Source organism: Turicibacter sp. (genome assembly GCF_017941855.1).
In the GTDB taxonomy this organism is placed as follows: Bacteria; Bacillota_I; Bacilli_A; order MOL361; family Turicibacteraceae; genus Turicibacter; species Turicibacter sanguinis.
On record NZ_JAGAVR010000062.1, the window covers coordinates 1 to 14,469 of the forward strand.

At 31.6% G+C, this 14,469-nt stretch carries 12 protein-coding genes and 1 riboswitch; of the genes, 1 reads left to right on the plus strand and 11 read right to left on the minus strand.

The window, feature by feature from the left end:
• The 4 genes from csn2-St to cas9 all read right to left on the minus strand — a co-directional run.
• A partial coding sequence (gene csn2-St, locus J6D32_RS08065) for a CRISPR-associated protein Csn2-St (RefSeq protein WP_287467527.1) occupies positions 1 to 447 on the minus strand: 447 nt, incomplete at its 3' end.
• On the minus strand, positions 444 to 752 hold the full coding sequence (gene cas2 / locus J6D32_RS08070) for a CRISPR-associated endonuclease Cas2 (RefSeq protein ID WP_229040045.1): 309 nt from the start codon (positions 750 to 752) through the stop codon (positions 444 to 446). The genes cas2 and csn2-St, both read right to left, overlap by 4 nt.
• An 11-nt stretch (positions 753 to 763) precedes the next feature.
• Positions 764 to 1,669, minus strand: a complete 906-nt coding sequence (gene cas1 / locus J6D32_RS08075; RefSeq protein WP_155061849.1) for a type II CRISPR-associated endonuclease Cas1 — start codon at positions 1,667 to 1,669, stop codon at positions 764 to 766.
• A gap of 167 nt (positions 1,670 to 1,836) precedes the next feature.
• Positions 1,837 to 5,169 carry a type II CRISPR RNA-guided endonuclease Cas9 gene (cas9, locus tag J6D32_RS08080; RefSeq protein ID WP_287467528.1) on the minus strand — a complete coding sequence of 1,111 codons (3,333 nt, stop codon included), beginning with the start codon at positions 5,167 to 5,169 and terminating at the stop codon, positions 1,837 to 1,839.
• A gap of 361 nt (positions 5,170 to 5,530) precedes the next feature.
• Between cas9 and J6D32_RS08085 the strand changes: the two genes are divergently transcribed.
• A complete protein-coding gene (locus J6D32_RS08085; protein ID WP_006784501.1) occupies positions 5,531 to 6,700 on the plus strand; it encodes a sensor domain-containing diguanylate cyclase in 1,170 nt (389 codons plus the stop codon).
• 82 nt (positions 6,701 to 6,782) lie between these two features.
• Here J6D32_RS08085 and J6D32_RS08090 read toward each other — a convergent pair whose 3' ends face one another.
• From J6D32_RS08090 to pyrR, 7 genes are all read right to left on the minus strand, one after another.
• Entirely contained in the window at positions 6,783 to 7,133 is a 351-nt protein-coding gene (locus tag J6D32_RS08090; RefSeq protein ID WP_006784500.1) for an SdpI family protein, read from the minus strand.
• A 100-nt stretch (positions 7,134 to 7,233) separates the two neighbouring features.
• On the minus strand, positions 7,234 to 9,003 hold the full coding sequence (locus J6D32_RS08095; RefSeq protein ID WP_287467530.1) for a glycoside hydrolase family 13 protein: 1,770 nt from the start codon (positions 9,001 to 9,003) through the stop codon (positions 7,234 to 7,236).
• A gap of 121 nt (positions 9,004 to 9,124) precedes the next feature.
• Positions 9,125 to 10,222: a helix-turn-helix domain-containing protein gene (locus J6D32_RS08100; RefSeq protein WP_132942684.1), complete on the minus strand. Its 1,098-nt coding sequence runs from the start codon at positions 10,220 to 10,222 to the stop codon at positions 9,125 to 9,127.
• A gap of 105 nt (positions 10,223 to 10,327) precedes the next feature.
• Positions 10,328 to 10,528, minus strand: a complete 201-nt coding sequence (locus J6D32_RS08105; protein ID WP_006784497.1) for a cold-shock protein — start codon at positions 10,526 to 10,528, stop codon at positions 10,328 to 10,330.
• Between the two features lie 293 nt (positions 10,529 to 10,821).
• Complete coding sequence (gene thiT, locus J6D32_RS08110) at positions 10,822 to 11,430, minus strand: energy-coupled thiamine transporter ThiT (RefSeq protein ID WP_287467531.1); 609 nt, start codon at positions 11,428 to 11,430, stop codon at positions 10,822 to 10,824.
• A gap of 81 nt (positions 11,431 to 11,511) precedes the next feature.
• Positions 11,512 to 11,612, minus strand: a riboswitch (TPP riboswitch).
• Positions 11,613 to 11,668: 56 nt separating this feature from the next.
• On the minus strand, positions 11,669 to 12,757 hold the full coding sequence (mutY, locus tag J6D32_RS08115) for an A/G-specific adenine glycosylase (RefSeq protein WP_006784495.1): 1,089 nt from the start codon (positions 12,755 to 12,757) through the stop codon (positions 11,669 to 11,671).
• Between the two features lie 1,062 nt (positions 12,758 to 13,819).
• Entirely contained in the window at positions 13,820 to 14,353 is a 534-nt protein-coding gene (gene pyrR / locus J6D32_RS08120) for a bifunctional pyr operon transcriptional regulator/uracil phosphoribosyltransferase PyrR (protein ID WP_006784494.1), read from the minus strand.
• Positions 14,354 to 14,469: the final 116 nt, after the last annotated feature.

Here is a 14,469-nt window from a genome sequence, read left to right on the forward strand (position 1 = left end):
TATTTGAATAGGTTTCATTTGATAAGTCAAATTAATACTTTGTTCTTCATTCATAAGATTATAAGTTAAAGTAATTTTATCTAATAGCGTATTCATCTGCATAATATAATCACTAATCTCTATCTTATTTTGAATCAAACTTAAATAATAGGATAATAATGAACCTTTTTTAGGAGATAAATGGAACAATAAATCTTCACGATTAGAAAGTGTTAGGTAGTCATAATGACTCTTACCTATTTTTTTTCCTTCCGTCTCCCAACTTAATTCTTCTTGATTTAAATCTTCTATTTGTTTTTCCGTATACCGATGCCCCAAAACTGACCATTCAATGACTTGTTGAATATAATATTGGACTTTCAAATTAAGACCTGTAACTTGCAAAAATGAATGATGTCGATAATAGACAGGCTTCATTAAAGGGTGAAAAAAAAGACTATCTTTCATATAACTACCACCTTATTACATCCAACAATATCTTCTTGATGATGTTTAGTTCCAATAATTAAAGCCATCTCCTCAAATTGCTTTTCGGTCACCATTAATAATCTAATATGCCCAAGTTCTGGTGCACAACTTTGTATAATACGATAATACTTTTTAGCATGATCTCGATTCGGACAGGTTCTCACATAAACCGAATATTGTAACATTTCAAAACCATTGGAAATTAGATTTTTTCTAAACTGACGATAGGCCCTTTTTTCTGTAGCTGTCTCAGTTGGTAAATCAAAAAAACACATCACTCTCATCACATCATACCTCATACTAGGACCTCAAAATCTTCTAAAGAAGGATTTATGATTTTATCAAATTCTCCCGTTTCAACAACCGTAATAAAATCTATTACAAATTTCTCTACAATACTTTGTAGCGTATATTGTCCCCCTTTATACCGACAACGTTTGTTCATTAATCCAATTAATTCTCTTCGATGTTCTACCTTAAAATATCGTTCTTCTTTAAGAGTTTGATAAACAAAACAATCTACAAAAGGACGAAATGGTTCCATTAAATCATCAACTAAATTAAATTGATTAAATTCATTTCGATGAAAAATACCTAACATTGGTGAAAGTCCATAACCCACTACACATCGTGCAAGATGAGCCCGAAGAATAGAATAACCATAATTTAACCCTGCGTTAACAATGTGTTCTTCATTATTTCGACTAAAATCTTTTCCAAATAATTCATTAAAGTAAACTTTTGCAGCATGACCTTCGCGATTAGTTCGATCATACTCTTCTAGTTGATTATAATACTTATTCAACTTTTCAAGTGATTGTTGGCTTTTTTCAAAATTTCTTAGTATTTTATACTGATTTTCAATCTTATATGAGATTAATTTCCTCCAAATTTCTCCTTTAGTCCCCTCATCTAATAAAATCTGCTTTTGAATCATTTTACTTGCGCGTGAATGACCATTAAATGCAGTGAAAATTCCATTTGGGTGATGTGTTTCATCACAATTAATTAAAGTAATATTATTCTTACTAAGCGAATTCAATAATCTCGTAGAAATAGTTGCACCTTGTCCATCTACCACAATAATTCCAATGTCCGATAAAGGAATTATAAATACTCGACCATCCTTTTCAATAACTACACTATCTAATTTCAACCGTAATGATTCTCCATCTTCTACTAAGACTGTTCGCCAACTCAATTTTTATTCCCCCATTTTCTATTTTTGAGTATAAAAAAAGCCCCAAATGGGGCTGATTTCGGCATAAAGCCTTATCTTAGTAGATCCTAAGAATTTTAGCTACTGTGCAAATGTACCCTTTACATTTACAAATTTATTATACAACAAAATCCATAATTTTACAATAACTATTTGAAAGTTAATTTAAGTTTTTCGAAATTAATAATATGTTGATATCCTAAAACATCAACAGATACTTTTTGTATACATTCAATATCTTTTCTAATAGTTTTTAATCCTTGAGCCTGTTTATCAAATTTTGCTTTATCAATCGGTTTTACCTCAACCATATTTTTACTACTTAAATTTCTAGATAAAAAACGATATTGTTGCAGTACATTCTCTTCATCTTGCCACTGAATAAAGTCATTTTTATACAATGAGAAACAAAAACTATATTCTTGAGGCTCTTGATTATTCTCAATTAAATCCTTAATTTCCTCTATTGTTAAATGAATACCTTCTAATTGTAAAATATGTTGATATTTTTCATATGATATCCCGTATTCCCCCGTTCCCTTTTGGAAACTTAAATCTGCATACTTTAATCCCGCTACAATATAGCGTTGTTCTTTTTTATAATAATATAAATCACTTCTCCAAGGATTTAGTGATTGTAGTACAACTTTTTTAGATTTAGATTGCCCCGGTTGAATTTCAATATGTTGTCCTAAACGGGAATCATAGTATTTTATACTTCTAATTTCTGGCCCATTATTTTTCTTACTATACTTGCGAATAGTCCCATATTCTTTTGCATAATCAGCAAAAGGATTTTTAGAAGTCGGATATGTTTTTATTACTTCTTCTAAAATCTTAAACGTTTCTGGATCATGATGATACATTAAAAATTGAGTTTTATCTTTTTTATAACGATCCATAAAGCGTTTTGCATCATTATCCTGATAAATATCTTTAATCTTAGCGACTACATAGTGTTCTTCACTATCCACATCTATTTTAAATGATTTATCACCTTTTGAATCTTTTACTACCCCTGTTCGAGTAGAATAAATGGTTGCATCCGCTACTTGGCGATTTGGTTTTCGATCCACTTTATATGAATATTTACAATTCGTTAAAACTTGTTCTAATTGAATAAAATATTTAGAAAATGGTTCCTGATAAACTAAGCTATCATAATCTTGATTTAATACTTCACCAGTCTGTTCATCATAAATTACCTTCTCACTTAACACCTGATTTTTAGCTTTCTTCCATAAATTTAAATGCGGTACACTCGCAATAATTAAGGCATCAATTGCATGATGAGAATGACTTTCTTCACGGTTCTTAACTATTTTCCATTTTCGTCGAAGTTGGGCTGTAAATTTTCCACGAACAACTGCTACCTTTGTATGCTCATAATTTTCTTTCATAAATGATTGTAGTGTATTCAAAACCATTTTAGAAGCATAACGAGTATCATTTAAGTTACGATTAATAAATTGTTGTCTAACTTCATATTTATTTAAATCTTCCTCAAATAAAAGATAATCTTCTTTACTACGTGGCATCTCACCTTTTCCATCTATATATAGACTAGTCATAATATAAGATTTATATTGTTTATAATTCCAATCAGAATTAGATTTACGCATAAAATACTTATACGGGGTTGTTTGCCCTTTTTGACGATTTTCAGAAGCATAGCATAGCACCTTATTATTTAAACTATCATCATATGAAATTGATTTTGGAATAATATGATCAATATCAAATAAGTGAGGATTATTAACTAAATCATAAATCGTTATTGTTTTTCCACTATATAGGCAACGTTGTTTTTGTTCATACCATAATCTCAATTTTAAATCTAAATTATTTTGTTGGCGATAAGCTTCTTTTCCAAACGAATATTCTTCCTTAGCTTTTGCAATAGCACTTTTCTTTTGATTTGCATTAGCTTTTTGCATTTTTTCAATTTTTTGTTTTTCTTCTTTTTCATTTGTTTCACGAGGCATCTCTATTACAATTGCATCTAGTGTTCCATATTTTTTTAATATAGCATTTATCACTTTAATACTTTCTCTAATAGAGCCCTTAACAACAGGATTATAAATTTCTTCTAGCAGCAACTCTGTTGGAATATATTTTAAATTTTTAAATCGTTCTGATTTTGATTTAAAAACACCATTTTGTGTAAACAACTGCATTTGATTATAAGAAGTTTGCCATAATTCCTCTTCAATCTCTCGCATAGCTTTAACAGATAAACTATGCCACTTAGAAAATAATGAACCACAAGATTTTCTAAAGCTCGCGATTTCCTCACATAATTCTTCTGATAAAATATTAACCTGTTCTTTCAATTGATTAATGATTTGCATATACTCTGTATTTAAAGTTAACACTTCCGCTATCTTATCACGATCTTCACGTGATACATCATCTAATTGAAAATCTAAAGTCAATAATAAATGATTTCTTAATTTACGATATCCTTCAAAGGAATGAAACTCTGGTTTTTGTTTTGAATCTACTCGATAACCTTTGATATCGTCTTTCTTACAATGAGTTACTTTCATAATAAATTTTATTACATTAACGGATTTTGCACTCATGATTTCATTATAAATCTGTTGTTTTTGTTCAAATGTTAACTTTTCACCTGCTACAGTTAAGTTATTCATATCATTTAAAAAATCAAATAATTGTGCTGTATAGGAAGCTCTTGCTCCTCGCCTTTCATCAGAATAAATACTACATTTTCCAACTAAAATGTCAAATAAGTTAGTCAGATTAGTACCATCTGTACGATAAATTCCATAATCAGTACGCGACTTATCATTCCCTGGTCCTACAAAATACTCACGCTTATCAGTCAAAATAGTGATGTATTCTTTTAAAAAGTCTTCATTTAATTGTGAATAAAACTCCATCTGTTTCCTAATAATTGTCTCAGCCTCAGCTTTATAAGCAGGTGTCGGAAAGATGTTAACTAAATAATCAATTTCTCCACTTAATGATTGGAACTCAATCATTCCTCGTACTTGACCATACGTTTCGTAACGTTGCAATTGAATTTGACAAGGATACAATTCTTTTAATAAATCAATATTTTTTTCTAATGGATTATTACCTTTTAACTCTGATACATCAACATCTTCAAGATATGAAATTCCTCTATGTTTTGCTAGATTGTATAACGCAGCATACAACTCAGGAAGCTCTAATTTTTCATTTAATCCACGTACGCGTAAATGGTACGGAGTAAACTCTTGAATATCTCCTTGTAAAATATCATAATTTTCAAATAAATCTCTTATTCTCTCTAAACGATGAACCTTACGACGATTCAACCGTCGTGCCCCACGATTACTACGACGAGTTTGATTATTATCCGGATTTGCTGATGAAAATAATCTAGCTCCTGCTTCTAGAACTTCTCCACTCTCATTATTAATTAATCCAAACCCCACCGATGCTACCCCAATGTCTAACCCTAATGTATATCCCATCTTCAGCCTCCATTCATAGTAAAAACCTACCTAAGATTGTACCATATTTTAGAAAAATATTTGGTTATTTGCGCAGAATAACATTAATATTTATAAAAATAAATGTATTTCTTTAAATATAAAAGTATCGAAAAAAAAGAGGTGCTATCAACTTAAGATAACACTCCTTTTAATGAATATAAATTATAGCCTATATATTAAAAATCATGAAAATATGAAGAGTATATAACAGATATGTTATTTATTTAAATTTCCTCTGTATTTTCTACGTATATATAAATACCATTAAAGTATTTTTATTTAAAACGTTTTTATTCTGTGTTAGAATTTCATAAAAGAAATCATTTAGGAAGTGATTACCATGTCTAACTCAGAATATAAAATACTAGACCATTTATCTAAAGGAATATTAGTTATTAATAATGAATTTAAAATTATTTATGCGAATCAAGTAGCAGAAGAAATCTTTAATATAAATAAAGATAGCATCCTAGGTGAGTCCTTGCATCATCTAAATTGTCAAAAAGAGCTTTGCTTATTTTGTTTATTAAGTAAGCAAATCAAAGATTTTCCACTCCATTCTCCAATTAAGAAAATTACCATTCCAAATTATTATCAAATACCAGATCAACATTTAATAATAAAAATTATCCGACACGAAAACATATTCTTAGTTGAGGGAAAATCCATTAATTTTTCTAATGATAGAAAAAAAGAGCTATTGACTGAACTGATACAACATTCAAAAGATTATATGTTCTTTAAAGATGAGAATTTAAACTATGTTATCGCGAATCAAAGTTATTTAGACTTTGTCGGTCTTAAGGAGAATGAGCTAATAGGATTAAATGATTGGGATTTAGTGCGTAAGGGAATTCTTTCTGAAGAATTATATTATCAATGTAAATGTGGAGATAATGATACTTTATTACACGGTTCTTACTCAGGCGTTGAAGTATTTTTAGGACGCTCTTATCAGGTACTAAAACAAAAGGTAAATCAAGGTGTGTTATGTGTAGCCAAGGATATAACAGAAATAATCAATATGACTAAATTATCAGTAGAAGATTCCTTAACTCAAATGTATAATCGCCGAAAATTTAATACCGTTTATAATAATATCTTTGAAGATTCTAAATATAATTACTATTTAGTATTAATAGAATTCAGTAATCTTGATTTAATTAATACTTTATATGGCTATCAACAAGGTGACGAATATTTAAAAATATTATCAAAAATCCTTTTAAATTATTCAGAAGAGCTATTTTTCAGATTAGATGGAAGTATCTTTTGTTCTCTTACGGATAAAAATCAAAAAAATCTTGAAAAGTTTATTAGTCATATTTTTTCTGACCTAGATCAAATTAACATCACACCAAAAATAACGATTAATGTCGGTGCCTGTCAAATAGATAGAACAACTTCAAAGGAAATTAATTATAATAAAGCTTCTCATTTTTTAAATGAATCTAAAAAAATAGGACAAAATCAATGTATCATTGACGGCGAATTATATCTTAAGAAATAAAATTGAATCAAAATAAAGACCTACATTTAATTATCTCTAATTAAGTGTAGGCCTTTTTATTAAACTTATTACATCAATCATATTATTTTTGTTTTCCTTCTTTATTAAATAATTGTTTAACTCTAATCTCTGTTACAGCCATTGAAATTAATACAATCACAACTAACTCCAAAACATTAATCATCACAACCTCAAAAGGACTCAGTAATCGAATATATGAATTTAATATAATCCCAATCACAAGAGCAATTGCCCCCATACTAACTAACATCACACCAAAAACTTTATTCGCAAACTGCCATGATTCTTTTGTTTGTAAAACTGATCTAACTCGATATCCAAACCTTCGTATATCTTGGTCTGACTCTAAAACATTAACCACACCAATTAACATCGAAAGTAATCCAACAATAAACACAGAAAACTCTAGCATAACCCCTACCTCCTTTAAAATCAATATATTTCCATTACATTATACCACGAGAATGGACCTAACCCTTAAATACTTTCAAATTCAAACAAAAAAGCACGCCTTAGCGTGCCTTCACAACCATAAAACCATATGAATCCAAACTTACTGTCTCATCAAATGACAAAATCTGATTTCCATACAACTCATGAACTTCCTTATTTTTTAGCTCAGGGATTAATGGAATCGTTATGTGATAAGGATTATTATTAATAATAAAATAAATACTATGATGTTCATCAAACTTTCTATAAATTAACGTATTTTGATGATGATAAATAAACTCTAAGTTCCCAGAATACTCTTTTCTTAACTCAATACAACGCTTTAAATGCGTAAAATAAGGCATCTCACAAGCAGCGTCAGTCCAAATCATACACTGACGTGAACGAGTATCATTATCCCCCTCAAGTCCCACTTCAGATCCATAAAAAATACACGGAGACCCTATTAACGAATAAAGTAATAAATAAGCGAGCTTGATTTTACCTTCACATCCATCAGCTAAAGTAGCAAGACGTGGTGTATCATGACTATCGAGTAAATTAAACATTACGTCATTCACATTAGCAGGATATCGATAAAGTGCCTCAACAATTGTATCAACAAAACCTTGATCATCGATATGATTGGTCGCCACAAACTCTAAAATAGCTTTCGTTAATGGATAATTCATTACCGCATCAAATTGATCGCCTAAAAGCCAGGCATAAGAATCATGCCAAGTCTCTCCTACAATATATAAATCGGGATTCGCCTCTTTAACAGCCTTTCTAAAATCACGCCAAAATTCATGAGAAATCTCATTGGCAACATCAAGTCGCCAAGCATCAATCCCAAACTCCTTAATCCAATACAATGCGATATCAATTAAATATTGTTTTGCCTCTTTATGATTTGTATTAATCTTTGGCATATACGGTGTGAAGCTAAAAGTTTCGTACGTTCCGATAATCGGAGCCCCCTCCTCATCAACAACTGGAAACTCATGAATGAAGAACCAGTCTTTGTATACTGACTGCTCACCATTTTTCACAACATCTTGCCACTGAGGTGAATGATATCCCATATGATTAAACACTGCATCAAGCATCACTTTCATTCCACGCTGATGAGCTTCATTTACTAACGTTTTAAAAATAGCATCATCTCCAAAATGAGGATCAATTTTATAATAATCCACCGTATCATACTTATGAGTAGACGGTGATTCAAAAATCGGAGTTAAATAAAGTCCATTAATTCCAAGCTCTTGCAGATAATCCAACTTATCCACAATTCCTTGCAAGTCACCACCATAAAAAGAATCAATCGTCACTTCCCCCTCTCCCCAAGGAAGAACATTCTCAGGACTAATTGAATCATCTCCATTTGCAAAACGTTCAGGAAAAATTTGATACCACATCGTATCACGTACCCAATCTGGTGCCTTAAATACGTCTTCAGCATTTAAATACGGAAATGCAAAATAACTATTAACATCCTTCTTAATTACTTCATCCTCAACACTAAAAAATCCACGCTCAATAAATAATAATTCTTCTATCCCATCATTTAAAATAAATCCATATTTAAAACGACGATACGTTGGCTTGATTTCAATAAACCAGTAATCAAACTCTGATGTTGAATGTTGTTTTATCATCGGCGTTGATTTTAAGCACCATTCATATTCACCTTTCTCATTAGGTTGCCAATCATATGGATCATTTCCAAGTAACTTGACTGACTTTATATCATTTTTAGCACTTCTTAAACGGATATGAAGCGTTTCTTTGTCATATGCATACGCATACGCACTTTTTGCACGGTGGTAAATTGCTTGTTTAATCATTTTTAGCTGCCCCCTTCTTACTTCTTCATTATACAAAAAAGAGTCCTCATATTCATCGTACTGCCAATGAGAAATGAAGGGCTAAAATTTATATTAAAGACCTTTTAAAAGTAAGACTTTCTCACAAATGATTCTCACCAGTTAATAAATAAGCGTCTTTATACATCCGATTTCGTACATAAAACTTTATAACTGATTCATATAAACATTCATCATACAATAAGTTAGACATTCCCTGTTCCTTATATTTCGTAATTAAATCTTGAAGTTCATCAAGCTGTGACTTATCCCCATTTTCACAAAGCGTTAAGATTTGTGAGGTAATTGTATCCTCAATCACCAAAGGCTCATCCGACTGATTCAATCGATTTAACATAAAAGTCTGACCCTCCTGTGCCTCCTTCAAAAACTCCAAACGATTCAACTTCTTCATATAAGTCACAGAGCGCTCATACTGTCTAAGTGCGCGCTCAGTACTCCCTACCTTATAACAAAGTACCGCCTTAAAATGATAAAAGCCAATCAACCCAATTAAATTTCCCTCATCCAAATAAGTTTGATACGACTTTTCAGCAAATTCAAATGCTTCATAGTAACTCGACAACTTATAATAAGCCATCGCCAAATACAAAAGAGAATGCCCTGTTGTTTCATAATTAGTAGACTTTAATAACAAATCGCGTGCTAAGGTCGCATCGCGATAATAAAGCAACTGATCTAACCCTAAATAAAAATAATACTTAAATCGTTGATGATTCGTTAATAAATGCTCAATAGATTGAATCATCATCAATACCTCATCAAACTTATCACGCTCAGATGTTGAACAAAACTTCGCAAAATGGACTAAATAATAGTCAACAATCAAAGGAGAATGAATAAACTTATCCTCTTGCTTTACTAATCGTTCAAAAATCTCACCAGACTTCACAAAACCATTTAAATTCAGTTCATCAAAAAACTCATCAATTAACTCTCGACTTTCTCTTAAAAAATTTGAATCGCTATAGTATCTAATATCAAGCTCATCAAACAAAGACTCAATAATATCAAGACTTGGGACAACCTCCCCATTCTCAATCTTACTCAAATAAGAAGGCACACAAATCCCCTGTGCTAAATGTTGCTGACTCATATTTTGACGAATTCGATTTACCTTAATTAATGAACCAAGCAACGTTAAATTCTGCTTCTCTAATAATCCATTTAAATCTCGCATCAGTCATCCCTCAATTTTAATAGTATTAACTCTAGTATACATGATAAACAAAAAAAGAGACTTCATAAACATGAAGTCTCTCATAAATTCTTATTAATCTCTTAATTAGAAGTTTACAACAACATTTTGAGCTTGAAGTCCGCGTTGTCCTTCAGCAGTTTCAAATGTTACTTTTTGTCCTTCTTCAAGACGTTTGAATCCGTCAGCTTTAATTGCTGAGAAGTGAACGAATACGTCGCTTCCGTTTTCTGCAGTGATAAATCCAAATCCTTTTTCTTCGTTAAACCATTTAACTGTACCTTTCATATTGGTACCTCCTAAAATTTTATTTCTGTAATGAAAGTAAAAAAATTCACGTATTATTACAGATTACATTGAGTGGTAGAATATAATCTCTAATAACATGTGAATTTCATGATTTTTAAAAGCTATAGACAACTACTTAACATACTCTTATTATATACCCTCTCATACATAATGTCAACAGTATCCTAAATTTATTATCTTAAAATTTATTTTTTACATTCTCCGAATTAAATAGTATTATTCATCTACATAAAAAAGAGCAATCTGATTAAAATTGCTCTTTTTCTAATTTTTTATACTGATGCAGCTGTTTCACTTGAAGGAGTCACTACTTTTTCTTTTTGTATACGAACTAATTGATTCGCGTAACGTTTATATAAAACAACTAAGATAATAGCACTCAAAATATATGATGCTAAAACAAATGGTGTATTATAACCAACTGAATATACAACTGGATTCATTCCTTCTGGTGCATAGTCTGCGAAGAATACAACACCTGAAATAATATGGCACACTAATCTTGCAATTGAACCGATTCCTGTGGCAAGCCAAATATAAAGACTACGTCGCCCCACTTCAACCGCATTGACCTTACTTGCAAAGAATCCTGCAAATCCTAGTACCGCATATGGTAACGGATAATCAAATAACACTTGAATTGGGTGCATGATATAAGCTCCCGTTAGCAATTGTAACAATCCCATTGTAAATCCACTTAAAAATCCCGCTACCCACCCATAGCGAAATGCAATAACGGCAAGTGGTACTAATGAAATTGAAATTGATCCTCCAAATGGCCAGAACCATCCTGAATAAATGTTAGCTACATAGTCAAGCACGAATGCTAAGGCAACTAAGATACTCATTTCCACTAATTTTTTCGTTTTTGAATTTTGCATAAAAAAATCCTCCCTGTTATAAGGAGGCTTTACGGCTTAATTAAAAGTATAAGAATATAATTTTATTAAAATAGCATTTAATAAAAATTCTGTCTACTTCCCTCCGCTAGTCCTAACTAGTTCAGGTTCAAAGGGTTATGTATCGCTACACTCTCAGCCGTAAGGCACCCCTAGTATCATTAACACTTTTAACTTAACACATATTTCCTATTCGGTCAAATAAAACAACTCGACAAAACTATAACTTATCATACTCTGATAAAATCTTATGATGTGCAGCTACAAGTGGATACTCATGTAAACTTGTAGAACTTATCCACAATCCACTATTTTCTGCCACCTCATCACTCAAGGTAATATCCGTTGTTACTTTAACTGAATAACTTTCCATTTCCCAAATTCGATGTGAAAAAACATGATTAAATGTTCCAATCGCTTGAATGGACTCAACATTTTTACAAACTGGGGATAACTTTTCTAACAAGAACTCAGCAGGTTCTAGCGTCCCATCATATTCAAAACTCATAAACTCATAAAAATTTGCTAGCAGTCCTTTATCCGGTCGCTTATTTACCAAATACTCACCGTATTGGTTTTCAACAATGGCCACTACTAACTTAGTTTTAACTTGAGCATTCGCCTTAGTTTTAACAGGTAATAAATCATCAATCCCTTGTTTAAAAGCCTGGCAATGTTTTTGAACTGGACATTCCAAACACTTAGGAGATTTAGGTGTACAAATTGTCGCTCCAAGCTCCATTAATCCTTGATTAAAGGCACTTGGATCCTCATGACTTATCACGTCAGTCACCACAGATTCAAAAACTTTACGAGTTTTAGGTTTCGCAATATCCTCAAAAATACAACAAACTCGACTCATTACTCGAAAAACATTCCCATCAACCGCAGGAGCCGGGATACCAAAAGCAATACTACTAACAGCCCCCGCTGTATAAGGACCAACGCCTTTTAACTTTAAAATTTCTTCATGAGTCGTTGGAAACCCACCCATCGCTTCAATCATCTTTGCGCTCTCTTGTAAATTACGAGCACGAGAATAATACCCCAATCCTTCCCATGCCTTTAACAATGTTTGCTCATCCGCCTCTGCCAACTCCTTTGTGGTTGGAAAAAGCTTCATAAAACGTTCATAATACGGAATCACTGTAACAACCTGAGTTTGTTGTAGCATAATCTCTGAAACTAAAATACGATACGGATCACGATTAATACGCCAAGGCAAATCACGCTTCACAATATAATACCAATCAATTAAATCCTTTTGAAATTGTTCTATATTTAAATGCTCTATATAATTTTGAGTCATCTTAATCACCTACTTATAATATTAGTCTATCAGATACACTCTGAATTTAAACACAATATACTACAAAATTCGCATTTTAAACAAAGAAAAAGCACCTGGCAGGAAACCGGTGCTTTTTAAATTTTGTAGGAATTAAATGATAAATTGTAGCATTTTTACCCCAACTACAATTACCTTTAATAAAGATTATATCTATTTTCAACACAAAATGCTAGTCTTAATTACTCACAAATACTGACAACAAATGATTTTATCCTGCAAAATTCCATAATTAATACTATAAATTTAAGCATTTAAAAAAAACACACAAATCGTGACCAGCGACTTGCGTGTTTTTTATTTGTTAGCCATCAATCACAAACAAAAAAGAATGACTAATTGAACAACTAACAACTTTCATTAAAAATCTTGAAAAAACAAAAGGGACTATATGATACAAAAAGAGAGATATCGAGGTAAGAAAATGACTCATTCCCCCTAGTAGAGAAAATCTCTTTAAGGGAAAGTGACGCCACATCTCACTTCTCTACATAATATGTATAATTCTTCGTATTTAGACCTTTTTTATGTTTTTTCGTGAAAATTTTTAGATAGCTCTAACTGAGCTATGCGAAGTTTTAATCCATATTATCCTGCGCATTAATGTTTCTCCTTAACTAACAGGAAAGGTAGAAACATTTGATGCAGGGGGATTTTATTAATCTAGCCTCAAAGACCAAATGCTCTATAAAGTTTTATCCACTCTTGTGTTTTTAAAACACGCGGTGGCTAAGCACTTTTAGTCGCATTTAAGCGGTCTTTTCAGCTTTTTATACAATCTAGCTTCGACAACCTGATACTTGAGAAAAATCGGAAGTGCTGACCGGATTTCAAACAATCCTTTTCATCTCTTCCTTGCATTTTTCCAAGTATCAAAACAGTTGTCTCAGCTTTTTATACAATCTAGCTTCGACAACCTGATACTTGAGAAAAATCGGAAGTGCTGAATGGATTTCAAACAATCCTTTTCATCTCTTCCTTGCATTTTTTCAAGTATCAAAACAGTTGTCTCAGCTTTTTATATTACTCGCCTTTTGATAGGATTACGGCATCTTTGTCGTCAAGTTCTGTTAGATATAGTTTAACTACTTCTTTATGAGAAGTCGGGATGTTTTTACCTACATAATCTGCACGAATTGGAAGTTCGCGATGTCCTCGATCGATTAATGTTGCGAGTTGAATATTTTTAGGGCGCCCATATTCTAAAACAGCTTCTAAAGCGGCGCGTACAGTACGTCCTGTATATAAAACATCATCAACTAGAATAACCGTTTTTCCATTTAACATCATTGGAACTGAACTTTGGTTCACAATGACTTCTTTCATTTCGCGTGTAATATCATCGCGATATTTTGTAATATCTAATTCACCAAGTGGCACTTCTACCCCTTCAAAAACTTCGATTAACTTTACTAATCGTTGAGCTAAGTAAGCTCCACGTGTACGGATTCCTATAATAACAACATCATTTAAATTGTCGTTTTTTTCTAAAATTTCATGTGCGATACGTTTTAATGATCGCGTAATCGTATCATGATCAAATAACACTTTTTCCATCAAGAGACCCCTTCCTTCTACTTAGAAACTCTCTCATCACATTTCATAACTTTGTGATAAACGGCCTTTTATCATTAGAATATCATAATATAGTATGTTTTTGAATATTTCAACAA

Excerpts from the sequence above, each read along its gene's own strand:
- cas2 (WP_229040045.1), bottom strand. The coding sequence starts at position 752 with ATGAGAGTGATGTGTTTTTTTGATTTACCAACTGAGACAGCTACAGAA.
- cas9 (WP_287467528.1), bottom strand. The coding sequence starts at position 5,169 with ATGGGATATACATTAGGGTTAGACATTGGGGTAGCATCGGTGGGGTTT.
- J6D32_RS08085 (WP_006784501.1), top strand. The coding sequence starts at position 5,531 with ATGTCTAACTCAGAATATAAAATACTAGACCATTTATCTAAAGGAATA.
- J6D32_RS08090 (WP_006784500.1), bottom strand. The coding sequence starts at position 7,133 with ATGCTAGAGTTTTCTGTGTTTATTGTTGGATTACTTTCGATGTTAATT.
- J6D32_RS08095 (WP_287467530.1), bottom strand. The coding sequence starts at position 9,003 with ATGATTAAACAAGCAATTTACCACCGTGCAAAAAGTGCGTATGCGTAT.
- J6D32_RS08100 (WP_132942684.1), bottom strand. The coding sequence starts at position 10,222 with ATGCGAGATTTAAATGGATTATTAGAGAAGCAGAATTTAACGTTGCTT.
- J6D32_RS08105 (WP_006784497.1), bottom strand. The coding sequence starts at position 10,528 with ATGAAAGGTACAGTTAAATGGTTTAACGAAGAAAAAGGATTTGGATTT.
- thiT (WP_287467531.1), bottom strand. The coding sequence starts at position 11,430 with ATGCAAAATTCAAAAACGAAAAAATTAGTGGAAATGAGTATCTTAGTT.
- mutY (WP_006784495.1), bottom strand. The coding sequence starts at position 12,757 with ATGACTCAAAATTATATAGAGCATTTAAATATAGAACAATTTCAAAAG.
- pyrR (WP_006784494.1), bottom strand. The coding sequence starts at position 14,353 with ATGGAAAAAGTGTTATTTGATCATGATACGATTACGCGATCATTAAAA.